General features: G+C 69.4%; 18 protein-coding genes. 10 read left to right on the top strand and 8 right to left on the bottom strand.

Annotated features, from left to right (window positions below; genetic code table 11):
* Positions 1-15: 15 nt before the first annotated feature.
* From POL67_RS01885 to POL67_RS01850, 8 genes are all read left to right on the top strand, one after another.
* Positions 16-2619 (top strand): delta-60 repeat domain-containing protein, encoded by a 2604-nt coding sequence (locus POL67_RS01885; protein ID WP_271914946.1) that lies wholly within the window; start codon positions 16-18, stop codon positions 2617-2619.
* 94 nt (positions 2620-2713) lie between these two features.
* Complete coding sequence (locus POL67_RS01880; protein WP_271914944.1) at positions 2714-5308, top strand: delta-60 repeat domain-containing protein; 2595 nt, start codon at positions 2714-2716, stop codon at positions 5306-5308.
* Positions 5309-5506: 198 nt separating this feature from the next.
* A complete protein-coding gene (locus tag POL67_RS01875; protein ID WP_271914942.1) occupies positions 5507-6976 on the top strand; it encodes an FG-GAP repeat domain-containing protein in 1470 nt (489 codons plus the stop codon).
* Positions 6973-8016, top strand: coding sequence for a hypothetical protein (locus tag POL67_RS01870; RefSeq protein ID WP_271914939.1), 1044 nt, complete (start codon positions 6973-6975; stop codon positions 8014-8016). Before POL67_RS01875 ends, POL67_RS01870 begins: the two co-directional genes overlap by 4 nt.
* Positions 8017-8045: 29 nt before the next feature.
* The gene (locus tag POL67_RS01865; protein WP_271914938.1) at positions 8046-8558 is read left to right on the top strand and encodes a hypothetical protein; all 513 of its coding nucleotides are present in this window, start codon (positions 8046-8048) and stop codon (positions 8556-8558) included.
* Between the two features lie 1417 nt (positions 8559-9975).
* Positions 9976-10248, top strand: coding sequence for a hypothetical protein (locus POL67_RS01860; RefSeq protein WP_271914936.1), 273 nt, complete (start codon positions 9976-9978; stop codon positions 10246-10248).
* A gap of 153 nt (positions 10249-10401) precedes the next feature.
* Complete coding sequence (locus POL67_RS01855) at positions 10402-12228, top strand: SMI1/KNR4 family protein (RefSeq protein ID WP_271914935.1); 1827 nt, start codon at positions 10402-10404, stop codon at positions 12226-12228.
* Between the two features lie 30 nt (positions 12229-12258).
* Complete coding sequence (locus POL67_RS01850; protein WP_271914934.1) at positions 12259-12414, top strand: hypothetical protein; 156 nt, start codon at positions 12259-12261, stop codon at positions 12412-12414.
* A 20-nt stretch (positions 12415-12434) separates the two neighbouring features.
* On the opposite strand, the gene POL67_RS01845 is transcribed toward POL67_RS01850, so the two are convergent.
* Genes POL67_RS01845 through POL67_RS01830 form a run of 4 tightly spaced genes read right to left on the bottom strand, consistent with a single transcriptional unit; the run spans position 12435 to position 19380 of the window.
* Positions 12435-13247 carry a hypothetical protein gene (locus tag POL67_RS01845; RefSeq protein ID WP_271914933.1) on the bottom strand — a complete coding sequence of 271 codons (813 nt, stop codon included), beginning with the start codon at positions 13245-13247 and terminating at the stop codon, positions 12435-12437.
* A gap of 33 nt (positions 13248-13280) precedes the next feature.
* A complete protein-coding gene (locus tag POL67_RS01840; RefSeq protein WP_271914931.1) occupies positions 13281-13967 on the bottom strand; it encodes a restriction endonuclease subunit S in 687 nt (228 codons plus the stop codon).
* Positions 13960-15540: a type I restriction-modification system subunit M gene (locus POL67_RS01835; RefSeq protein WP_271914929.1), complete on the bottom strand. Its 1581-nt coding sequence runs from the start codon at positions 15538-15540 to the stop codon at positions 13960-13962. Before POL67_RS01835 ends, POL67_RS01840 begins: the two co-directional genes overlap by 8 nt.
* A 3-nt stretch (positions 15541-15543) precedes the next feature.
* Entirely contained in the window at positions 15544-19380 is a 3837-nt protein-coding gene (locus POL67_RS01830) for an NADH-quinone oxidoreductase subunit M (RefSeq protein WP_271914927.1), read from the bottom strand.
* Positions 19381-19505: 125 nt separating this feature from the next.
* On the opposite strand from POL67_RS01830, the gene POL67_RS01825 reads away from it, so the two are divergent.
* On the top strand, positions 19506-20378 hold the full coding sequence (locus POL67_RS01825) for a PAS domain S-box protein (RefSeq protein ID WP_271914925.1): 873 nt from the start codon (positions 19506-19508) through the stop codon (positions 20376-20378).
* Position 20379: 1 nt separating this feature from the next.
* On the opposite strand, the gene POL67_RS01820 is transcribed toward POL67_RS01825, so the two are convergent.
* The 3 genes from POL67_RS01820 to POL67_RS01810 form a co-directional block, all read right to left on the bottom strand.
* Positions 20380-20940 (bottom strand): RNA polymerase sigma factor, encoded by a 561-nt coding sequence (locus tag POL67_RS01820; protein ID WP_271914923.1) that lies wholly within the window; start codon positions 20938-20940, stop codon positions 20380-20382.
* Positions 20941-21137: 197 nt separating this feature from the next.
* The gene (gene yihA / locus POL67_RS01815) at positions 21138-21887 is read right to left on the bottom strand and encodes a ribosome biogenesis GTP-binding protein YihA/YsxC (protein WP_271914920.1); all 750 of its coding nucleotides are present in this window, start codon (positions 21885-21887) and stop codon (positions 21138-21140) included.
* Positions 21884-22222, bottom strand: coding sequence for a gamma-butyrobetaine hydroxylase family protein (locus POL67_RS01810; RefSeq protein WP_271914919.1), 339 nt, complete (start codon positions 22220-22222; stop codon positions 21884-21886). Before POL67_RS01810 ends, yihA begins: the two co-directional genes overlap by 4 nt.
* 121 nt (positions 22223-22343) lie before the next feature.
* On the opposite strand from POL67_RS01810, the gene POL67_RS01805 reads away from it, so the two are divergent.
* Entirely contained in the window at positions 22344-23462 is a 1119-nt protein-coding gene (locus POL67_RS01805) for a metallophosphoesterase (RefSeq protein WP_271914918.1), read from the top strand.
* Here POL67_RS01805 and POL67_RS01800 read toward each other — a convergent pair.
* The gene (locus POL67_RS01800) at positions 23428-24402 is read right to left on the bottom strand and encodes a Gfo/Idh/MocA family protein (RefSeq protein ID WP_271914917.1); all 975 of its coding nucleotides are present in this window, start codon (positions 24400-24402) and stop codon (positions 23428-23430) included. The genes POL67_RS01805 and POL67_RS01800 overlap by 35 nt on opposite strands.
* Between the last annotated feature and the right edge of the window lie 15 nt (positions 24403-24417).

Below are 24417 nucleotides of genomic sequence, written 5' to 3'. Positions count from 1 at the left end.
CTTCCCGGAGGTCACATGCGTCGACATTTCTTCCTTCTCTCCTTGGTCCTCGGCGGCTTCTGCCTGCATTGCGGCGGCGGAGACGGCTCGTCTTCTTCCAGCTCGGATTCCTCGAACGTGGGCGGCTCCGGCGGCATCGGCGGCTCCGGCGGCGCGGGCGCGTCGGGGGGCGGCGGCTCCGGCGGATCCGGCGGATCCGGGGGTTCTGGCGCGTCCGGCGGCGCGGGCGGCGCGGGTGGCGCGGGCGGCGGTGGCGCGGGCGGCAGCGAGGCCTTCGTCGCGCTCGACCCGAGCTTCGGCACCGACGGCCTCGCCACGGCCGCCGGGACCAAGCAGAACCCGGACCTCATCCACGCCTCCACGCGCCAGGCTGGCGGCAAGATCCTCATCGCCGGCGGCACGTCGGACTGGTATTACGGCGAGGGGCTCCTCCTCCGCGCCAACGCCGACGGCACGCTCGACACCTCGTTCGGCGAGGGCGGCAAGGTGCTCGCGACGACCCGGAGCCGCGCCTCGTTCCACGGCGTCCTCGTCGCGCCGAACGGCGACATCCTCGCCGCGGGCCTGGCCTCGCCGCAGTTCGGCATGAACCGCGTGCTCGTCGCGCGCTTCGACGCGACTGGCAAGCCTGTCGCCTCCTTCGGCGAGGGAGGCCTCGCGCTCGGCGCCGACGGGACGGCATTCGCGATCGCGCTCCAGCCCGACGGCAAGATCGTCGTCGCCGGCCAGGGCGGGTGGTCCTCGCCGTACTCACACCTCGTGCAACGCTTCCTCGCCGACGGGAGCGTGGATACGACGTTCGGGGAGGCGGGCGTCGTCGAGACCCCGTTCGACAACGGGTCGTTCGCCTCGGCCGTGGCCCTCACGAGCGAGGGCAAGATCGTCCTCTGCGGGAAAAACGGCAACGGCTCCGAGACGACCCTCGTGCGGCTCCTGCCGAACGGGGCGCTCGATCCGAGCTTCGACGAGGACGGCATCCTCGTGACGCCGCTGCTCAACCTGTATCAATATGCCGACTGGACGTCGGCCTTCGCCGGCTCGATCTGCGCCGTCGCGCCGGACGGCAAGATCTTCGTGGCCGGCGGGACCGTGGGCTCCACCGCGGTGCTGCGCCTCGACACGAACGGCAAGCCCGATACGACGTACGGCGAAGGGGATGGCCTGGCCACGGTCAGCGACGCCGCCGGCGGCTCGGGCTCCGCGGAGTCGCTGCGGCTCCTGCCGGATGGCTCGGTGTTCGTCGTCTTCCGCTCGAAGAGCTCCTACGCCGTGGCGCATTTCGCCGCCGACGGGACCCTCGACGCGAATTACGGCACGGGGGGCCTCGCGCAGCTCCCCAAGCAGGGCGGGGTCCGCGATATCACCGTGGCCCCGGATGGGAGCGTCGTGGCCGCCGGCCGCCAGACCATCTCGACCCTCGGCGCCACGCTCACGCGGCTCGCGCCGCTCGGCGTGCCGGACACCGCCTATGGCGGCCCGGGAGGCGTCGGCACGCTGCAATCGGGCGCGACGCGGGACATCGCCGTTTCGGTGAGGCTCGGCGCGGACGGCAAGATCGTCTCGGCCGGCGCGACGGGCGGCTTCACGGACATCACGACCGCGATGATCACGCGGCACTTGCCGGACGGCGCGCCCGACGCGGGCTTCGGCACGGGCGGCGTCGTCGTGCTCGACAACCTGGCGAAAGCCGTGGACGTCGTGCTGCAACCGGACGGCAAGACGGTCGTCGCGGGCATGCCCGTCGGCTCGACCAACCGCCGGGTCGTGCGGCTCGACGCGGCGGGCCTGCCCGATACGAGCTTCGGCGCGAATGGCGTGGTCAACCTGCCGGATGCGACGCATGGCAGGCCGACCGCGCTGGGCATCGACGGCGACGGGCGCGTGCTGATTGGCGGGATTGGAAACGGCTCGGTGTACGGGATCGCCTATTTCGCGAGGCTCCTCGCGACAGGCGCGCTCGATACGACGTTCGACGCCGACGGGCTCGTGACGTTTCCCCAGGTTCTGGGGCAGGTCTACGACCTCGTGGTCCTCGAAGACGGCTCGATCGTCGCCACGGGCTACAAAGATTACACGGCGTCGTTCGTGCTCCGCGTGCTCCCGAGCGGCGCGCTCGACGCGTCCTTCGGCGATGCGGGCGTGGCGACGGTGCCGAACAGCGCCTTGTTGAACCGAATTGCGCGAGAAGCGAACGGAGGGTTTCTCGCGGCGGGCGTGTTCTTCTCGCCGGGGAACATCAGCAACTTCGAGGTCGGCGTCGCGCGCTTCGACGACAAGGGCGTGCGTGACATGACGTTCGGCGAGAATGGTTTCGTCCGGCAGAACGTCGCGAGCGTCATCACCTCCGACCCTCCCACGGTCGTGCCGCAGCCGGACGGCTCGTTCTACCTCGCGACCACGCAAGTGCTCGACCGCGAGACGATGGTGGTCTTCAAGTATTTGCCGAATGGAAAACCCGACCTGAGCTTCGGCAATGGCGGACGCGCGCTCGTCGCGGCCCCGGGGCCGTGGGGCGCGTACGACGGGCTGCTCCAGCCGGATGGAAAGCTCGTCCTCGCCGGCCGCGGATTCTCGCCGAAGAGCGGGACGGATTTCGGCCTCGTGCGAATTGCGCCGTAATGGCGGAAGCGAGCATTCACGCGCACCGGTGAAGGTGTTTCCGGTGGTGGAAGCGCCGTCGACATGAGAGTGTGACCTCCTTCGCGGAGGTCACATGCCTCGACATGCCTTCTTTCTCTGCTTGGTCCTCGGCGGGCTCTGCTTGCATTGCGGCAGCTCCGGCGGCTCGCCCTCTTCGAGCACCGCTTCCTCGAGCGCGGGCAGCTCTGGAGGTGTCGGCGGCGTCGGCGGCTCCGGCGGCGTCGGTGGCTCCGGCGGCGTCGGCGGCTCCGGCGGCTCCGGCGGCGTCGGCGGCTCCGGCGGCGGTGTCGGTGGCTCCGGCTGCGTCGGCGGCTCCGGCGCGGGCGGCTTCGACGCGGCGGGCCTCGCCGTGGCCGCCGGGACCCAGCCGAATCCGGATCTCGTCCACGCCTCCGCGCGCCAGCCCGACGGCAAGCTCCTCATCGCCGGTGGCACGTCGGATTCTTATTACGGCGAGGGGCTCCTCTTCCGCGCCCATGCCGACGGCACGCTCGACCCCTCGTTCGGCGAGGGCGGCAAGGTGCTCGCGACGACCCTGAGCCGCGCCTCGTTCCACGCCGTCCTCGTCGCGCCGAACGGCGACATCCTCGCCGCGGGCGTGGCCTCGACGGGCCTCGACCACGACCGCATGCTCCTCGCGCGCTTCGACGCGACCGGCAAGCCCGTCGCCTCCTTCGGCGAGGGAGGCCTTTTGCTCGGCGAATGGGGGACGGCCTTCGCAATCGCGCTCCAGCCCGACGGCAAGATCGTCGTCGCGGGCTGGAGCAACTCGTTAAGCTCCAGATACTTCGTGCAGCGCTTCCTCGCCGACGGGAGCGTGGACATGACCTTCGGCCAGGCAGGCATCGCCGAGCCTCCCACCTTCAACACCCCCTGGGTGTACCCCTCGGCCGTGGCCCTCACGAGCGAGGGGAACATCGTCCTCTGCGGGAACAACGGTTATGAAGCGGGCGCGTCCGTCGTGCGGCTCCTGCCGAACGGCGCGCTCGATCCGACCTTCGACGACGACGGCAGCCTCGTCACGCCGCTCCTCGACCCGGTGGATCATCCGGACTGGATGCCGACGCCCGCCGGCTCGATCTGCGCCGTCGCGCCGGACGGCAAGATCCTCGTGGCCGGCGGGACCGCGGGCTCCACCGCGGTGCTGCGCCTCGACACGAGCGGCAAGCCCGACACGACGTACGGCGGAGGGGATGGCCTGGCCTCGATCAGCGAAGCCGCCGGCGGCTCGGGCTCCGCGGAGTCGCTGCAGCTTTTGCCGGATGGCTCGGTGTTCGTCGTCTTCCGCTCGAAGAACTCCTACGCCGTGGCGCATTTCGCCGCCGACGGGACCCTCGACACGACGTACGGCACGGGGGGCCTCGCAGAGCTCCCCAAGCAGGGCGCGGTCCGCGATATCACCGTGGCCCCGGATGGGAGCGTCGTCGCCGCCGGCCGCGAGACCGCCTCGATCCTCGGCGCCACGTTGACGAGGCTCACGCCTCTCGGCGTGCAGGACGCCACGTATGGCGGCCCGGGCGGGGTCGGCACGCTGCAATCGTGCGCGACGCGGGACGTTGCCGTTTCGGTGAAGCTCGGCGCGGACGGCAAGATCGTCTCGGCCGGCAAGACGGGCGGCATGAAACACCTCACGAACGCGATGATCACGCGGCGCTTGCCGGACGGCACGCCCGACGCGAGCTTCGGCGTGGGCGGCGTCGTCGTGCTCGACAACCTGCTGGAAGCCGTGGACGTCGTGCTGCAACCGGACGGCAAGGTGATCGTCGCGGGCGCGCCTCTGCCCCTCGGCACGTACGTCCGCCGGGTGGTGCGGCTCGACGCGGCGGGCCTGCCCGATGCGAGCTTCGGCGCGAACGGCGTGGTCGACCTACCATTCACATCGTTTGGCGAACCGACCGTGCTGGCCCTCGACGGCGACGGGCGGGTGGTGCTCGGCGGGGGCGCAGACGGCTCGTTCGAGGGGACCAGCCATTTCGCGAGGCTCCTCGCGACGGGCGAGCTCGATACGACGTTCGACGACGACGGGGTGATGATGTTGCCCAACGTCAAGGGGCACGTCCAGGACCTCGTGGTGCTCGACGACGGCGCGATCGTTGTCGCGGGCGGGCACCTCTATTCCACCACCTCGTTCGTTCTCCGCTTGCTCCCGAGCGGCGCGCTCGACGCATCCTTTGGCAATGCGGGCGTGACGACGGTGCCGAATGACCCCAGCCCCTTCTTGAAACGCCTGGTGCGAGAAGCGAACGGAGGGTTTCTCGCGGCAAGCGCGACCTTGTCCACGGGGTACAACAACTTCCCGGTCAGCGTCATGCGCTTCGACGACAAGGGCGTGCGTGACATGACGTTCGGCGAGAATGGTCTCGTCCTTCAGCACGTCGAGGGCATCACGACCTACCTCGCCCCCACGATCGTGCCGCTGCCGGACGGCTCGTTCTACTTCGCGACCACGCAAGTGCTCGACCGCGAGACGATGGTGGTGTTCAAGTATTTACCGAATGGCAAACCCGACCTGAGCTTCGGCAATGCAGGCAGCGCGCTCGTCGCGGCCCCGGGGCCGTGGGGCGCGTATGACGGGCTGCTCCAGCCGGACGGGACGCTCCTCCTCGCCGGCCGCGGATTCTCGCCGAAGAGCGGGACGGATTTCGGGCTCGTGCGATTCGCGCCGTAGGGAGGATGGCAGAGTCGTGCTCTCCGACCGAGGAGCGGTTCCTCCGCTTGCCTCCACGACGCAGCCCGTGCTACCCGCCATCGGATTCACTTGGACTTACCAACCATCGCCCCTCGCTCCCCCACGCGGCACGTCTTCGCGAAGAATCTATCGTTCGGCGCGCTGCTTTGGCTGCTTTCGGCCTGTGCCGCGCCGGGCATGCCCCGAAGCATCGAGGGCCCCGCGCGCCCGGCGAGCGTCGACGTTCCGCCCACTGGCGCGGTACCTTATGCAGGCGATTTCACCTGGAAGACCGAGGCCATGGGCTTTTACGAGACCGGCCTGGCCCTCGCGGACATCGATGGAGACGGTCACGCCGATCTGCTCACCGCCAGCGGCAACGATACCGGACTCCAGCCGCTTGCCATCTACCGCAACGACGGCAAAGGCAACTTTCCCGCCCGACCGAGCGCCCTCTCCGAGGACCTCGACGCGAATATGAACCTCGCTGTCGGGGACATCGATCACGATGGATTTCTCGATGTGGCCGTCTCCACGCTGGGCCCGCCGTACGGCACCGGCGGGGTGAAGATCTACTTCAACCGGCAAGGTACGCTGGAAAGAAAACCATCCTTTCGCTCCAGGGACCTGTTCAGCTCCTTTGCTTGTGCGCTCGGGGACGCCGACGGCGACGGGGATCTCGATCTGGCCGTCTCCGTGATGGCCGAGCCGGGAAGCCCGGAGGGCGGGTCCGCGCGTGTCTATTTCAACGACCGAGGCGTGATCGCAGAGACCCCCGGCTGGAAGGCGCGCCAGCGGATGTTCGGCGCCGCTGTCCTTTTCACGGACGTCGAGCAGGACGGCTTCCTCGATCTGGTGGTGGGTGGGTCGCGGGTCTTCGTGTACCGAGGTGGACCCGTCGAAAGCGGATCGGCGCAGCTCTCTTTGGAGCCGTGGTGGGCCTCCCGGGAAGGCCCCTTCGTCCCTTATCTCGCTGCGGGCCCGCTTGGCCGCGCGGGGAGCTGGGCCCTCGTCGCCTCGCGCAATGATCTCCTCTGCTTGTTCGCCGGCAAGCCTTGCCCTTCACCCCGGTACGAAGCCTACCAGCCAGCGTTGGACAGGCACGAGCCGATATGGAGCTCGTCGTCCACCGGCCTCGGTTCAGGGGTCCGGCTCGCCGACGTGGACGGGGACGGCGTGACCGACCTCTTGGGCGGCTCCTGGGGTGAGACCCGACCCGACGGCGGGCGGCTCGAGATCTACCGCGGCGAAGGCCACGCGTTCACGCGCGAGCCCGAATTCCGCGCCACGCGTTCACGCGCGAGCTTGATTCAGTCCATCGACGCCGCGGACCTGCGGGGCGACGCCACGTGCTCGCGCTTGCACCGCGCGGTCATCCCTCGCCGCGCCGCGGCGATCTCCCTTCCCGAAGTGTTGATCGGCAACGTCACCGGGATCCGGAGAAACGGCGCCGCGCTCGACGCGCAGCGCGACTACACGACGATCCCGGCCGCGCCCTGGATCTCCTTCGCGAAGCCGCTCGGGGCCGGGGATCACCTCGAAATCGCGTACACCCGCCCGAGCTTCGTCGACGTCGTCGTCGCCAACCAGGATTGCGGGATCGGCGCCTATCGCTACGACCACCACATGAGCGCGCCGCGTTGTGCCATTGACGAGAGGGCGCGATGATTCTCTCTCCCCTGGAGACCCTCGACTGGTTCGCCCCCCGGGTGCCACCGGCGCTCGTGTCCGCGGCGGCCTTTTCTCGCGTGCGGCAGGCGGCAGCCTGGCTCCCGGCCGCCCGCGGGCTCAGCTTCGAGTGTTACCTCGGCGCCGATTCCGCGCGGGTGGATCTCATCGCCTGCTTTTCGCCTGCCTGGGGCTGCGACGAGCTCGCCGCCGGCGCGCCGCGGGGCGAACCCGGCTCGCACATGGAGTCGGTCTGGCAAACCATCGCGGCGTTGTGCAGAGATTGGGCCGATCCGGCGAGCGTGCTTCACGAGCGCATGCCATGCCTGTGGCTCGAATTCGACCTGCACCCGGACCGAGAGGGTGTCCCGCCGCCCTTTGCCACGGCCTGCGTGCAGCCCGGGTATTTGAAGGGGAAGCTCGTGAGCACCTCCGACCCAGGGGCGGACGAGGTGGAGCGAATCACGTGGCGCGTGCTGCATCTGCTGCACGGAGGCCCGCTGTCGCCCGGCGTGGAGCGGAAGGTCCGCGCTTGTATCGACGAACTGTCCGAGGGATCGAGCGTGACGCTCGTCTCCTCGCACAAGCCGCGCGGACGCGACGCCGTGCGCCTCATCGTCACGATGCCGCGGCGCGAGGTCATCGCTTATCTGCGCCGCGTGGGGTTCCCCGGCTCGACGGACGAGGTGGAGGAACACTTGCTCACCTATGCCGATGTTTCGAGCCAGGCGGACATCTACCTCGATATCGGTGAGGAGCTCCTCCCGATCACGAGCTGCCCATCCCCGGTCATGCGTTCGCCCGACGATCCCCGGCTCCACCAGATCGCCGATCGGCTGGTCGAATGGGGTCTCTGCCCCCCGGCGCGCCGCGACGCGCTGATCGCATTCCCGACGCGGCGAAATGTCGTTCTCCCCGGCACCGCATGGCCCACGACGCTGATCGAGGCCACGAGCTTCAAGCTCGTGCACCGTTCGGGTCAGCCGCTGGAGGCCAAGGGGTATCTCGAGCTCCAGACAGCATTCTCCTTGGTGGATTGAGCCAACCTCTCGAAAGGAACCAACGTACCGTGTCCATCCTCAAGAACTTTCTTTCTCGCCTGCTCCGCGACGAGAAGCTCCAGCGCGCCTTCACCCAGGATCCCGAGACCACGATGAAGAACGCCGGCCTGGGTGACGAGGATCGCGCTCGCCTGCGCGCCCCCGATCGACGCCAGTTCATGGGTCAGCTCACGCTTGGCACGGCTGTCTTCATGACGCCTCCCATCGGGGCGTGGATCGCGCCGATCGTGGAGATCACCGGTCCGGTGCAGCCCGATGCGGCCAGCCCCGGCGTGGTGATCGAGGGCTTCACGGTCAAGGGGCGTTACTTCTCGGCGGGGATGAAGGCGACCCTCGAAGGGAAGGATCGCTCGGTCCCGGTGGAGGTGAACCGCGTGGAGGGCGCCGGGCTGGAGGAGAGCAAGCTGATCGGGACGCTGCACCTGCCGAAGGATCTGCCGCCTGGCGCCTATACCCTCCGCGTGACGCGCAGCATCGACGACCAGAGCGCGACGTTGCCGCAAGGCTTCCGCGTCCAATGACGAGCGGAACGATACGGCAGCACCCCGGCTCGACCCCGCTTTTCGGGCTCGTGCGGATCACGCCGTAGTATCCTCCAGGGCGTGCTCTCGCCCCACGAAGCCCGGCTCGGCGCGGCGCCGGCCATCTTCGACATGGATATCGGCACGGATCCGGACGATACGTGCGTCGCGGCGATCCTCGCCGCGCGGCCCTCCCGATTCCAGCCTGCCCTGCTCGTCACGAGCGACGAGACCCACGAACGAGGCCGCGCGCGTTTCCTCGCGGGGCTGCTGCGCGCCGCGGGTGTGTCTCGCTCGTGGTCCGGGCTCGATACGGACGACGAGGCGGCCCGGCGAGCGATGGCGGAGGCGTCGCTCGGGGAGGATGGCGCGCGGGTCGCGGAGGCCTGGGGGGCGTGGAATCGGGGTGGTGGGAGGTCGCTCACGGGCTCGTCGACTCCGCTCACAGGCTCGCCGACTCCGCTCACGGGCTCGTCGACTCCGCTCACGGGCTCGCCGACTCCGCTCACGGGCTCGTCGACTCTGCTCACGGGCTCGTCGACTCCGCTCACGGGCTCGCCGACTCCGCTCACGGGCTCGTCGACTCTGCTCACGGGCTCGCCGACTCCGCTCACGGGCTCGCCGACTCCGCTCACAGGCTCGTCGACTCTGCTCACGGGCTCGCCGACTCCGCTCACGGGCTCGTCGACTCTGCTCACGGGCTCGCCGACTCTGCTCACGGGCTCGCCGACTCCGCTCACGGGCTCGTCGACTCCGCTCACGGGGTCCGAGGACTTCGATCACGAACTTTCGGATGTCGAAGGACCCCAGGGCCGGACAGGTCCCCCATCAGGAGGACCTGGCGCCAAGCGAGTTGTTCTCGAAAACTCGATTCATTCACGCGCTTGCGGGGGTGCTCTTCGGAGCTCAGTTCACGTCGATGACGTTCCGAGGCGCGCAGCCCAACCGAGCCGCGACCGGGAAGCAGCTCGGGACCCCCGACACGGCGTCTCCGAGCTTCACGCGAATGCATACATTTCCGGGTCGCTCCGAGCGGGAGATGAACGCGGCTTGCCTTCCTCCCACATCTGCGGCTGAACAGACCGCTGCGCTTTCCGCGGACTCCAAGTCGGCGATCGTCGTACAGCCGAAGTGCTGATCCTGGGCGACCTGCCAGCAGTCCGCAACATTGCCAGGCACGGGGGTACCGAGCTTGACCCGTACACATGCATTCCCCCGGGGCGAGAGGGCGACGACCGCTGCTTGCCTGCCCCCGGCCATCGACGCCGAGCACTCCGCCAATTCTTCGGTGACCATGTCGACAATTTTTCGACAACCCAAGCCTTGAAAGCGAGACGCCTCCCAACAATTCGGAGTCCCGGGAGCTACCCGGGTACCATGGGTGATCCGAAGGCAGACCCCGGGAGCTTGCGGCAGCGTGGTGAGCGTCGCGCTTTGCCGTCCCCCCGCCATCGACGCCGAACAGGCCACCGATGTCGCGTTCGCCGCTCCGGTCGTCAAGGCGACCGCAGCCCAAAGAGAGGCGCCGATCCCAAGCTTGATAACCATTGCGATTTTGCGATCCTTCGTCATGTGCACACCCTCCTCATCCTGGTCCTGCCCATCCCGCAGCACGCGCCGCGATGACGAGAGCGAGCAGACCCCCCTGCTGTTCATCACAACAGATATGTGTGGGCCCTGGTTTGAATGACAAGCCCCGCTCAGGACGGCCGGCGCCTCTGGATGTCACGAGGTTCGTAGCAGGGAAATCGGACAAATCGGGACCGCGCTCGTCAGCTCCCCGAACTCCAGCCCCTCCTCGTGGAGGTTGAGCTTGTCCCAAGTGCCGACTAGCTTCCGCGGCATGTCCGACGCCTGGCTCGACCTCCCCCTCGTCCGCGCCCGCCTGAACGGCCCCGACGAGGACGCGCTCCGCAGCTCCTTCAAGCACGACAACGAGGCGCACGCGGCGACCCTCCTCGCCCTCGACGACGCCGAGCGCGTCGGCCTCCTCTCACGCGCCAAAGGGGGGTACGCGGGCGGCGCCTTCCAGCGCGCGTTGAACCAGCTCTCGCACGCGTGGCTGAAGACCCGGCCGCGCGACGCGCTCGTGCTCTTCGATGCGCTCCTCCAGGGGAAGAACCACGACCTCGCCACGTACTGCAATGCGCTCTGGGCGGTGCAGGACGACAACACGCACCTCGGCAAGGATCCCGCGCGCGCCCGCAGGTACATCGACGCCTGCCTCCCCCACGGCCCGGAGAACCCCGCGATCTTCTTCAATGCCGCGTGTGTCGCCCTCGAGCTCGACGACCTCGACGCCGCGCTCGGCTTCGTCAAGGACGCGGTGCGCTTCGGGTACGACGGGCGCGAGAAGATGCGGACGGCGTTCCGCACCGAGGCGTTCTTCGCGAAGATCCGCGACGACCGCCGCTTCTTCGACGCGCTCGACGACCGCGGTCCGCAAGGCGTCGCGCTGGTCGAGCGCGTGATTGCGAAGGTGAAGGAGAAAGGCTGGCCGGCGTTCGGCATCGAGGCCGCGAAGAACAAGAAGAAGGACGCCTGGCCGAAGCACGACAAGGACTTCCGCCCGCTCTCGCCGGAGGTCCTCGGCGCGCTCACGCTCCCGAACGGCGCGCCGCTGCCGCAAAGTCTGCGGACGTGGCTCGCGTTCGACGCGCAATGGCTCTCGGCGCTCGGCTGGTTCGAGCTCACGCCGGCCTTCCGGTGGACCTCGCGTTCGCTCGAAGCCATCGCGAAGGAAGAATTCGGCGATCTGGACGAGCCGTCCTCCGATCCCGAGCCGGACGCGGAGGGCGCGAAGTCCTGGGCGGACTTCTTTGCCGTGCCGGCGATGGAGCACGGTTTCCTCGTGCCCGGCGGGAGCGAGCATCGCCGGGTGTGGATGCTCTCGAAGGAGCCGGATCACGAAGGCGACTATCCGGTCCTTTATATCGACATCGACGACGTGCCCTCGCTCGGGCCGATGTACCCGGGCTTCGACGTGTGGCTCGCGCAGGAGGCCAACGTCATCGGCATCCGGTACGAGACGTACTCGAGCGCATTCGACGATTTCCGCTTCGCCTCCCGCCTCCGGCACCATGCGCGGACGATGTGCGACGGCGCAATGTACGTGCAATGCCCGGGGATGGTGCTCGGCGTCTCGACGCGGGATGATGGTATCGCGGTGTCGCTCGACCGGGACGATTGGTTCGAGCGTCTTCTCGCGCTGCGGGCATCGCTTCTTCCGGCCGACGACGCGCCGATCCGCGGCGCCTCGGCGGAGGACCTCGCCTGGCTGCAAACGCACCTCGGCGCTCCCCTGCCCCCCGCCGTCGTTCGTTTCTACGAACGGGTGAATGGGCTCTCGTGGGGGACGTTCCGCTTCCTGTCGATCGACGAGATCCGCGACAGCGCGGCGCAGCGTGGCTTTTTCGGAGAGACGAGCCCGCCGTCAGCTCCGTTCGCCGTCCTCCTCGCGCAGCCCAAAGGGGCCGACCGGTTCGTTCTCCTTTCGGAGGACGGCATCGTCGATGGATACCGCTTCGCCTACGACGATTTGTCCCTCGCGTCGCCGAAGTCTGCCATCGAAGGCGCGATCGAGATCCTGCGGCACGCGGCGCTGTTCGCCGCGGTGGAGGAGGGGTTGGAGGAGGACGAGGAGGGCGAGGACGAAGGCGACGAGGACTGAGGGCGTCGTTGCTGCTATCTGTAGGGAGCCATGCGCCGTGGCACCCTACGAAAGGCAGCACGATTGAACCCCGGCGGGGTCTTGCGCCTCGCGCGCTTCCTGCGCCTGCGCGTCGAGGGGATGAGCCCGCGGCAGGTGGCGAGTCTCGTGTATTGGCGGATCACGCGGGGTCGGTATCGAAGGTAGGGCCCACGCGGCCGGGACGTTCACCACCCCGGCCCCTGCCCTCCAATCACGATATGCAACCCCGCGTCGTGACGTAGATCCTCGCCCCAGGTCCCCAAAGCTCGTTCCTCGCCGAACGAATGGAGCACCAGGTGCGGCACGAGCCCGAAGGTGAACGCTCCCTGCTTGCCTTCCTCCTTGCCCACCGCAAACGCGACCCCCAGGGCCGCGCTCAGCCGCGTCTCGTTCCACAGGACGCCTTGAAGCTGGCCGCAGGGTTGCCAGGGCGCCTCCTCGGGGCAATCGTCGTCGCCGGGCAAATCGAGGTAGGCGCTGTTGTACGTGGCCCCGTGGCTCACGTAGAGGTTGAAGAGCGGCGCCACGCGGCCGAGGCGAATGCTCAGGTCGAAGCCGGCGCGGCCCCAGGGGCCATGGCCGATCGCCGAGTAATACCCGCCGGCGCCGAGGGCCATGGAGACAGGGTCGCCGTTGTCTTCATCGAGGACGGCAAAACGCGCTTCGCCGCCGAGGCGCTGGAAGCCGAGGGAGGCGCCGAGCTCGAACCAACGATTGACGCCATAACGAAGGCTGACGTCGTATACGCTGAAGCCGGCGCTCATGAACCAGGGGAACGTCTCGGTCTCGGGGTAAATGTCCGCGCCGCCGGTGGAGACGGATTCGTCCTCGGCGTTACCGCGCTCGAAGTGGCCCGTGCCGAAGTTCCAGAGCGTGGCGTGCACGGACCAGCCGAACTGGCCGGCCGGCGTGGTGTCGCCCGTGCGCGGCGCGATGGCGGGGCTGCACGCGGGGAGGGTGACGAGGAGGGCAAGCAAGAAAAGAAGGTGCTGCATCATGGCCTCAGAATAAGGCCATGGGGCGCGCGATCGTCACGCTTTCTTGGATACGTCGAGCGCGCCCGAGAGGAGCAGCGGGAGGAGCGCGTCGCGGATGCTCGAAAGGCGTCGGTTTTGCTCCTGGAGCGCGACCATCGCCTCGGGGCGCGTGACGGATTGTTCGAGCGGGAGGCCGAGGAGCGAAGCGAATTGGAGGGCGCTCAGGACCTCGATGATACGATCCTGGACGGAAAGCGGGGGCACGGCGAGCTCGAATTCGAAGAGGTCGCTCTGGTAAAGCTCCGGGTACGTCGAGCCATTCGCGACCTTGTCGAGGTAAGGCCGGTTCGCGCGCAGCCAATACGCGAGGTAAAGCGGTCGTAAGGCCGGGCCGCAGCGAAAGTTCAAAAACCCCTGGTTCGTGGCCATCGGGACGGCGTTCACGGCGACGGCCCCGACGGGCGCGCGTTTGCTCAGCATCACGGTCCCCGGGGGCAAGAGCTTCGCCGAGGAGTTTTCCAGGCCGAGCTGCGTGATCGAGCGCTCCGTGCGCGAGACGAAGACGCCGTCCTCCAGGCTCGTGATTTCTTTCGGCGTGAGCCAGGGGAGGTCGCCGTCCCAGTAGGCGTCGACGGACGTGCTCGGGGTCCCGCCGCTGTCGACGCGCGCGATCAACTCCCCGTCCGGCTCCAGCGTGCTCCGGCGCCAGCTTTTCGGGCAGATCAAATACGGCTCAGCCACGGAGGAGCTCCGTGAGGACGCCCAAGGCCGCATTCGAGGCCCGATCGATCTGCTGGAACCGCGCGAGGATCTCGGTGAGCTCCGCCTGCAAGGCGCCGTGATCCCAGGTCGCCTGCAGGCGGCTCTCGAAGCCGACGTAGCGACCCGGGACAAGGACGTACTTGTGCGCGCGAATGTCGGCGAGCGTCGCGGAACGAGCAAAGCCGGGCACGTCGGCATACCGGGTCGGTTCACGCTCGCCGCGCCAGGCGTGGTAGGTGTCGGCGATCTTCTTGATGTCCTCGGCGGTGAGGACGCGCTTGACGCGGTCGACCATCGTCCCGAGGGTCCGCGCGTCGATGAGCAGCACGTTCCCGCTGCGATCCTTCAGTCGTTTGCCCTGCTCGCCGATCCCGCTTTTCTTGTCGCGCGCGAGGATCCACAAGCACACCGGGATTTGCGTGGAATCGAAGAGCTGGCCGGGCAGCGCGACCATACAATCGACGAGGTCCGCCTCCACGAGCTTTCTCCGGATGTCCCCCTCGCCCGATTGCTGCGAGGACATGCTCCCATTCGCGAGCACGAACCCGGCGATGCCCGTGGGCGCGAGGTGGTGGAGGAAATGCTGGACCCACGCGAAGTTCGCATTGCCCACGGGCGGCAAGCCGAACGCCCAGCGCGGGTCCTCGCGCAGACGCACGCCGCCCCAGTCCGAGTCGTTGAAGGGCGGGTTCGCGAGGATGTAATCGGCCTGGAGGCCCTCGTGCAGGTCGCGCTGGAAGCTGTCCGCCCATTCGGCGCCGAGGTCGCCTTCGAGCTGGCGGATGGCGAGGTTCATCTTCGCGAGGCGCCACGTCGTCGGGTTCGACTCCTGGCCGTACACGCGGAGGTCGCCGATCCGCCCGCCGTGCTCCTCGACGAACTTCTCGCCATGCACGAACATGCCGCCCGAGCCACAACACGGGTCGAAGACACGGCCCTTGTACGGGGCGAGCATTTCCACGAGGAGCTCGACGATGCATTTGGGCGTATAGAACTGGCCGCCGCGTTTGCCCTCGGCCGCGGCGAAATGGCCAAGGAAATACATGTACACGTCGCCGAGGACGTCACGGCCGCGTTTCGCCTTGTCCTTGAAGCCAATGTCGCAGAAGAGCACGAGCAGCTCGCCGAGGCGCCGCTTGTCGAGCGCGGGCCGGGCGTAGTCCTTGGGCAAGACGCCCACGAGCGCAGGGTTTTCCCGCTCGATCGCGAGCATGGCGTCGTCGACGAGCTTGCCGATGGTGGGCTCGGCGGCGTGATCCGCGAGGAACGACCAGCGCGCTTCCCGGGGGACCCAAAAGACGCTCTCGGCGCGATAGGCGGCCGGATCCTCGGGATCGGCGCCGGCCACGGCGGAGAGGGCGGCGTGTTTCTCCTCGAAGGCGTCGGAGATGTATTTGAGGAAGATCAACCCGAGGACGACGTGCTTGTACTCCGCGGCGTCGAGGCTGCTCCGCAGCTTGTCGGCCGCCGCCCATAACGTCGCCTGGTAATCACCCACGCCTCCGCCCTCGGCGGGTGGCTTGGGCGCGCTCGTTCTGGCCGTGCGCGTCATCGCTCAGACGAGCCCACGGGGCTGCTCCGTCGACGCAATCTGCAGAGGCCCGGGTCGATCCACGAGCCTGTGCATTCCGAGGCACGCCTGATCCACCATGCCAAGGAGCGGCCGCGGCGCCACGCCGAGCAGCACCAATCCAATCGCGAGCGGCAGCGCCGCCGCGAGCTCACGCCTGTACATCGCGGGGAACTTGCCGCCGAACGGCTCCAGGTACTTGCTCGTCGGCCACTCCTCGCGGGCCTCGCCAAAGAGAAGGTGCCCCATCGCGAAGATGTGCACCGCCGCGAGCGTCACGATTCCGATCGCCCCGAAGGCGCCCACCGCCCGCTCCCGGGCGAACGCGCCCCAAAGCGCGAGCAGCGGTCCCCAAAAGCCCGCGAGCAGCGGCAATCCGAGGGACGCGAGCATGCCGAGGCCAAAGAGCGTCGCGAAGAGCGGCATCTCCCGCGAGAGGCCGCCGAATCGCCCGAGGTCCCGTGTCTGGACGCGCGATTCCAGGACCGACACGAGCACGAAGAGCAGGCCGAGGATCACGCCGTGCGTCGCCGCCACCACGACGCTCGCCTCGAATCCCTGCGGCGTGAGCGATCCAATCCCGAGGAGCGTGATCCCGCCGTGTGCACCGGCAATGCGCGCCAAGAACCGCTTGAGGTCGTCCTGCGCGATCGCCGCGAGCGCGGAGACCAGGATGCCCGCCGCGCCGAGGATCGAGATCGTCGTCGCCGCCCAGCGCATGCCGTCCGGCAAGACGCCCACGTTGAGGCGCAGAATGCCGTACACGCCCGTCGAGAGCAGCGCGCCCGAGAGAAGCACGCTCGTCGGCGCGTCGGTCTCGGTATGCATGTCCGCGAGGTACCCGGGGAACGGGAACGCAGACATGCGGAGCGCAAAGGCGGCGAAGAGCGCGGTCCAGAGGACCTTCACGGCCGAAAACCCGCCCATCGCGAGGCCCTTTTCGACCCAGGCCACACGCGCGAGCTCCGGGATTGCGGCGGAGCGGCGGACGGATTCGCCGGTCGCGAGGTACGTGGGGTCTGCGTGTTGCCAGAGGAACCAGGACGCAGCGCAGAGGAGCGCGGCGCCGATCAGGGACGAGACGAGGACACGGGCCGCGGCGCGGCGCGGGCCAGAGCCGCCGCGGCGCGCGACGAGGAGGCTCGTGGGGAGGAGGGCGAGGAGCCAGAAGGCGCAGAACAGGAAGAGGTCGAGCGAGACGAGGACGCCGAGCGAGGCCGTGAGGAAGACGCCGGCGAGGGCGTGGTAGGTGGCCGCGCGGTCGCGCAAGCTGGCGCTGGCGATCGAGGCGACGAAGGCGAGGAGGACGGCCGCCGCGACGAGCGCGAGGGAGATGCCGTCGACGCCGAGGAAGTATTCGACGCCGAGCGAAGGGAAGAGGCGGCCGCGTTCGATGAGCTGGAAGCCGTCGTTGCCGTCGGCGCGGCTGAAGGCGCGGTCGAACCGGACGCAGAGCCAGGCGACGAAGACGAGGAGCGAGCCGTGGACGAGGGCGCTCGTCGCGGCGAGGAGGCGTGGGCTGTCGCGGCGCGTGACGCGGAGGAGGAGCGCGAGGAGCGTGCCGAGGAGAGGGAAAAAGACGACGACGGAGAGCGGCGTGCGGCCAAGGAAGCCGAGGCCGAGCGGTCGTTCGGCGTGGATGGCGAGGGCGAGGGGGCGGCCAGGTTCGGCGCCGTCGCCGGCGCGGGCGTTCGATTCGACGAGGACCTGGCCGTAGAGCTCGCGGGCGCGAGCGGATTCGTACCGCCAGCGGATGGTGACGCGGCGCTCCTGGCCCGGCGGAATACGCGTGGAGGCGTGCGGGCCTTCGACGGCGACGGTGATGCCGGGCGGGAGGCGTGGATCGTTCGCCGAGGTGCGGACGTCGACACGCGAGAGCTCGAGCGGGCCGGGGCCTTCGTTGCGGAGGAAAAACGCGCCCGTCATGTGCTCGCCGTCGGGCGCGAGGGTGAGCTCGACGTGATCGCCGCCGAACTCGGGGCGAAGGACGGCGCGGCCCGCAGGCTCGTCCGCGAAGGCCGGAGCGGCGAGGCCGAGGATGACGAGCGCGGCGAAGAGGGAGAAGAGGCGCTCGAAGAGGCGCGCGGGCAGGCCGAGGACGAGGTCGTCGATCGCGGAGACGAGCTTCGAGGCGCCCCGCGCGATCGTGTTGGCCACCTCGAAGAGGGCCTCGCCGCGCTTCGTGCCGGTGCCTTCGAGGAGGAGACGCGCGCCGGGGAAGGCGAGCGTCTTCGCAGGTCGCGTCTCGGCGCGCTCGGTCGTTCGCAAGCACGTCGCCGCGCGCACGAGCGCATGGAGGGAGAGAAGGACGACGGCGAAAGCAGGCTCGTCGAGGCCCACCGCGACGAAGGCGAGGGCCGTGGCGGCGAGCGTGCCGTACACGAGGCGATGGGGGTTTCGTGGTTCGAGCGCGGCACGAAGCGCCGCGAGCACGGCCGAGAACGCGCCGAAGATGGTGACGACGCCGGCGGCCATGGGGCTCAACGTGAAGAGATCGGAGAGGCGCACGAGGAGGAGCGGCCCAGGCGCGAGCGCGAGGCCGAGGACGAGCGCGAGCGCAGGGGGCGAGAGAGACGCCGCAGCGCTCGGAAGCCAGGCGGAGAAGGGAAAGGTCGCGCTCGTCGCAGCCGCGCCAGCAAAGAGCAGGAGGCACGCGAGGGTGACGAGGCCAATCGAGCCTGCGCCGAGCTTGCCGAGGAGCGAGCGCGTGACGCTCTGGCGCCCCGCCTCGTCGCGGATCACGAGCTGATCGTGGATCTCGCGAAACGCGACCGTGGGGCCGAGCGGCGTGATGCGAACCTCCTCGCCCTCGGGGACGACGAGGCCCTCGATCCAGGCGACCTCGAAGCCATCCCCCGTGACCGTGGCGCCGCCGCCCGGCGCGATGACGATCGAATGCGGGCCCGCCGCGATTTCCCGGCGCACGAAGGGTGCGACCGCAAAGGGAACGGGATTCTGCGCGAGCTGCGCGCGGTCGGAGACGCCGACGTACACACGCGCGCCCGGGTGGCTCGTGAGCGTGAGGAATCCGCGCTTCTCCGCGCGCTCGGCGACGATCTTCACGTCACGCTCGCCCCGCGGGCGTTCGACGTCCTCGGCGAGCGTCGCTTCGGCAGGAATCCGCCCCTCGGCATACACCGGGACGAAGCGCGCGCGGGAATCCGCGAGGAAACGGCCCTCGTCGAGCCACGCGCCGCCGAGACCCCAGAACAGGAAGACGAGGCCGGAGACGATCGCAGCGCCGCTGAGGCTCGCCACGACGCCCGCGCGCATGCCCGCGGACGCGGCAGGCTGCGAGCTCTTGCCCTGCACCACGAAGAGGCCCGTCGCGAGGACGACGGCGCCCCAGCCGAAGAGCCACACGATCGCATCGGCCGCGAGCGCGACGAGCGAGAGGCCGGACGAAAAGAGCGAAGCGGTCGCGGTGAACCGAATCGCCGCGCGATCGTCGTCGAGGCGCTTCCACGCGGCGACGTGCACGATCGTGACGACGAGGAGCGCCGTGAGGAGGAAGCCCGCGCCGAGCGGGTCGAGGGAAAACGAGGCGTTCGCGTCGAGCGAGCCGATACGCACGAGGCGGAAGGCCACGTCGAAGAGCGCGCGGCGCGCAGGTTCGAGCGAGGCGAGGCGCGCGGCGTCGGCGAGGGCGAGCCCGAGCGCGAGGAGCGTCGCGCCGAGGCCGAGGTGCGTCGCACGGCGTCGCCCCATCCGCGCGCCGAAGAGGGCCACGACGATCGCGGCGAGCAGAGGCACGAGCGGCACGAGGCCGAGCGGCACGAGGGGCGCCTCGACGGGCGTGAGCGGACCGGCATACGCGGGCATGGCTGTCCGGGAGAATGTCGCGCGCGTCGCAAGGCGCCAGCCCCGTTCGTCAGGCCCCGCAATCGAGCGGGAAAGAGCAGGGCACCGTCGGGGCGAGAAGCGGGCGGGCGTGTCACGATCCACGGATGCTGACGGACACCAACGTCACATCCCGGGGCGACGAGGCGGCGAGCGAGCTCGCCAGGCTACGCAAGGAGAACCGGCGCCTGCGCGAGGACCAGCGCCGCCTGGAGATGCTGGTCGAGGTGACGAACGACTGGGTCTGGGAGATCGACGCGAGCGGGGTCTACACCTTCGTGAGCCCGCGAATCCGCGATTTTCTGGGCTTCGAGCCGGAGGAAGCGCTCGGAAAGACGCCGTTCGATTTCATGCCGGCCGAGGAGGTGCCCCGCCTGCGCGCCCTCTTCGGCTCGCTCGTGGCGGCGCGCGCGCCGTTCAAGGACGTTGAAAACGTCAACGTGCACAAGGACGGGCGGCGCGTGGTGCTGGAGACGAGCGGCGTGCCGCTCTTCGACGAGGCCGGCACCCTCTGCGGGTATCGCGGCGTGGACCGCGACGTCACGATGCGCAAGGTGGCCGAGTCGGAGCGCGCACGGATGCAGGAGGAGATCATCCGGGCGCAGGAGTCGATGCTGGAAGAGCTCGAAACGCCGCTCCTGCCCGTGGCCGAGGGCGTGCTCGTGATGCCGCTCATCGGCTCGGTGGACAAACGCCGCGCCGCGAGGATCGTCGACGCGCTGCTCGCCGCCGTGTCCACGCGCGCCGCGACGTTCGCGATCATCGACCTGACGGGCCTGCGCGCGGCCGATCAGGCCGTGATGCGTCTGCTCTGCGAGGCGGTGCGCGGAGCACGGCTGCTCGGCGCGGAGGTGCTGCTGACGGGCGTGCGGCCCGAGGTGGCCCGCACGATGGTGGAGCTCGAGCTGCACGGCGTGCGGACGTTGAGCACGCTGGCCCGGGGGATCACGTTTGCGCTGGGGATGCAGAGAAGGCGCTGACTTACTCGTCCTCGCCGCCGCTGCCCACGCCTTGCATTTCGAGCGGCCCTTCGAGGGCCACGCGTAGCGCCGAGAGAGCGCGCGCCGCGCGGGATTTCACGGTGCCGAGCGGCACGCCGTCCCGCTCGGCGATCTCGGGATAACTGAGCCCTTCGAAAAACGCCGTCTCCAGGGTCGCGCGTTGCGCCGCGGGCAAACCGCCGAGCGCAGCCCGCACCGCGCGGCGTTCGAGGTCGAGGACCGAGCGCGACTCAGGATCGATCACAGGCTCGCTCGGCTCGTGCCGCAGCTCTTCGTCCGTGATCTGCGCCCGCCGCGTGCGTCGCCGCGCGCGATCGAGGGCGAGGTTTCGCACCGTGGTGACGAGCCAAGCGACCACGGTGCCTCGCTCGGCGCGGTACTGATCGGCGCGCTCGACGATCGCGACGAACGCGTCGTGCACGACGTCCTCGGCTTCGAGCGCGTCCCGCACAATCTTGAGCGCGAGGCCGTACGCGACGCTCGCGTGACGATCGTAGATCTCCGCGATGGCGTCGTCGTCCCCATCACAGATGCGACGCATGGCGCGCGCGTCCAGCGCGTCACGCTCCGCCCGGCTCTGGCGCCCACCCGCCGTCATCGCCACCTAACGAAAGGAGCACACAGGCCGAACGTCAACCGATTTACGGTGCGCATCGCCGTACGCTCCCGTGCTGCTGGGCACGCTTCCCAAGGGCGGGCACGCCGCGTACGGGTGGATCAGGACGCACACGCGCGCCGTCAAGCAGGCTCCGGCTCCTGGTCCTTCACGACGGGCGTCGCCTCGGGCGTGCCGAGCGTGACCTTGCGCAGGAGCGCCCACAGCTCCGCGCGGCCCTCGCCCGTGACCGAGGAGAAACCGATCACCTTGCGCCCGGTGCTCTTCGCGATCGCCGCCACCGCGCTTCGGCTCGCCGAACGCCCGATCTTGTCGGCCTTCGTGGCGACGATGACGATCTCCACCGGCCGACGCTGGACGTCACGCGCCTCCTCCACGAACTGGATGAGCTCGAGGTCGTCCTCCTCCAGGCCGCGACGCGCGTCGACCAGGATGACGAGGGCCGCGAGCGTGATGCGGCCGCGCAGGTACCCCTCGATGAGGTCCCCCCACGCCGTCCGTTCGGCCTTCGACCGTTTGGCATAGCCGTAGCCGGGCAGGTCGATGAGGTGGAAGGTCGCGCCGTCCCGCGCGCGCGCCTCGAAGAGGTTGATCTGCCGCGTGACGCCGGGCGTGGCCCCCGTGCGCACGAGGCCCTTGCGCTCGACGAGCGTGTTGATGAGGCTCGACTTGCCCACGTTCGATCGACCCGCGAAGGCGATCTCGGCCATCGTCGGCGCAGGGAGCGACGAACCCGGCGCGGCCGCGGCGAGGAAATCGGCATGCACGATCTGCTTCGGATCGAGCGCCTTCTTTTTGCCGTCGGCCGGCGCGGCCTTGGGCTTGGGTCCTGCGGCGGGTGTCTTCTTCGCCGGCTTCGTCTTTTGGTTCACGGCACTGATCCCGGGCTGAACGTGGGCTTGCACGCGTCGCACTGACAGAGCGAACGGAGGTAACGGAAGGAGTAGATCCCCGTGTCGTGCTGGTCGCCCCAGGTGAACTGCAAGGCGTAGTTGCCGACCTGCTGGATGTCCCGGAGGGAGAGGTCGCCGCCCGGCACGAAGTGGATGGTGCCGCCGTGCCCCTGGCAGACCGCGCAAGGACAGTACCCGCGCAAGATCTCGTGCGGAAGCACGCTCTTGTGCCCGTCGGCCCACTCGATCTCCATGGTCCGCGCCCCATGCGGGGCTTTGACCATCGTGGGTTCGATCCTCGGATCGCCGCTCATCGTGCTCGCTCCCTGTGATCTTGGGACTCGCGCGCTAGCATGAAGCTTCGGGCGACGTAAAGCAGCCATTTTCCTGGCGCCCCCGAGGGTCATGCGAAGGTTTTGGACTGTCCTCTTTGCCGTGACGATCGCGCTGCACGTGACGTTCGCCATGGCCACACACGCGATCCTCGCGCGCCTCGATGCGCCAACGCCTTGGCTCCTGACGCTCGTGCTCTGCGCGCTGCTCGCTTTTGCGTTTCGAGGACGAATCCAGCTCGCGTCGGCCGATCGTCCGGTCCCACGCCTGCGCCGCCTGCTCATCGAGGAGCCGTACTACGTGCACTGGTGCGCCCTCGTGGCCGCGCTGCCGGTGTGGCTCGTCAGCCTGGCCCTCGCGATGCTGGCGAGCTTCGTCGTGCCGGCGACGCACGTGCCCACGTCGGGCTCGCTCGCGATCGTCGCGTACGCGCTCGGGCTCGCGCTCGCCGGCTGGGGCGTGCTCGTGCGGCGCCGCTGGGTCCGCGTGCGCACGATCGACGTGCCCATCCGCGGCCTCGCGCCCGCCTTCGACGGCTACCGCATCGCGCACCTGTCGGACCTGCACATCGGCGCGCTCTGCCCCCGCGAGCACGCCGATCGCTGGGCGGAGACCGTCCGCACGCTCGACGTCGACCTCGTCGCGCTCACGGGCGACTACGTCACGAGCGGCAACACGTTCCACGGCGAGGTTGCCGAACTCGCGAGCTCGTTGAAGAGCCGCGACGGGGTGCTCGCCGTGATGGGCAACCACGACTATTTCGGCGACGGCGAGGCGCTCGTGGGGAAGCTGCGCGAGGCCGGCATCGCCGTGCTGCGGAACGAACGCAAGGCGATCGAGCGGGACGGCGAGCGCCTCATGATCGCAGGCGTCGACGACACATGGTCGCGCCGCGCGAACGTGCGCCGCGCGCTCGACGGCCACGATCACGGCGCGCCGCTCTTGGTGCTGGCCCACGATCCGCAGCTCTTCCCGGATCTGTCCGCGCGGGGCGCCTCGCTCGTGCTCTCGGGCCACACGCACTGGGGCCAGGTCGCCGTGCCATTTCTTTCGACGCGGTACAATCTGTCGGCCCGCGTGTATCGCTATCACGCGGACCTTTATCGCGAGGGCGACGCGTGGCTCTACGTGAGCCCGGGGCTCGGTACGACGGGGCCGCCGGTGCGGCTCGGCGCGGCGCCGGAGATCACGATCCTTCGGCTCGAAGCGAAGCCGGCCTGAGGCCCGCCTCGCCGAGCACCCGCTCGGCCTGCCCGAGCGCGCGCACGACGACCACGCCCTCCTCGAACGGCGTGCGCGGCGCGCGGCGCTCCTCCACACAACGCAGGAAGTGATCGATCTCCACGGCCATCGGCTCACGCCACGGGACGCGGATCTCCTCGGTCGGCCCTTCGAAAAGCCCGTCGCTGCTCACCGGTGAACGGGAGAGAAAAATGCGATCCGGCGCCCGCACGTCGTCGAGCATCGCCACGGAGGACGAGCCCACGACCACGATCCGCCGCTCCTTCGTCGCATGCACGCGCGAGAGCTCGATCCGCGCGTCAAACCCGGTCGCGAGCCGCAAGCCGAGCACGACCGGATCGCCCTCCGGTCCGCTCGTCGCTTCGAGCGACTCGATCCGGAGCGGCTCGATCGCGTGCACGATCGAGAGATCATGCGGGCCGAGCGACCAGAGCGCCGGCACCGATCGATCCCCACGAATGGAGAGGCGCGAGGCCGCAAGGTGCCGGACCGTGCCGAGCGCGCCCTCGTGCACCAGCGCGACGAGCCGCTCGACGGCCGGGTGATACCGCAAGAGGTGGCCCACCATCGCCACGCGCCCGAGCGAGGCCGCGCGCAAGGCGCAACGCTCGGCGTCCGCGGCCGAGAGCGCGAGCGGCTTCTCGACGAGCACGTCGAGCCCCGCGTCGAGCGCCGTGAGCACGAGCGAAGCATGCGAGCGCGGCGGCGTCGCGATCACCACGGCGCGCGCGCCGAGCCCGATCGCCTCTTCCAGGCTCTCGACGATCGCCGCGGAGGGCGCCTTCACGCGCGCGAGCTCGCGCCGCGCCGCGCTCGTCTCGGCGACCGCGACGAGATCGGCCCGCGGGCTCTCGCAAAGCACACGGAGCAGGTTCTCGCCCCACGCGCCGCAGCCGACGAGGGCGACGGGTACGGTCACGACCGCTCCCTGTTG

Origin of the sequence: Polyangium mundeleinium (genome assembly GCF_028369105.1) — a bacterium.
Taxonomy (GTDB): domain Bacteria; phylum Myxococcota_A; class Polyangia; order Polyangiales; family Polyangiaceae; genus Polyangium; species Polyangium mundeleinium.
The sequence above is the reverse complement of the archived record's forward strand: the minus strand, read 5'-3'. Positions and strand labels throughout refer to the sequence as shown.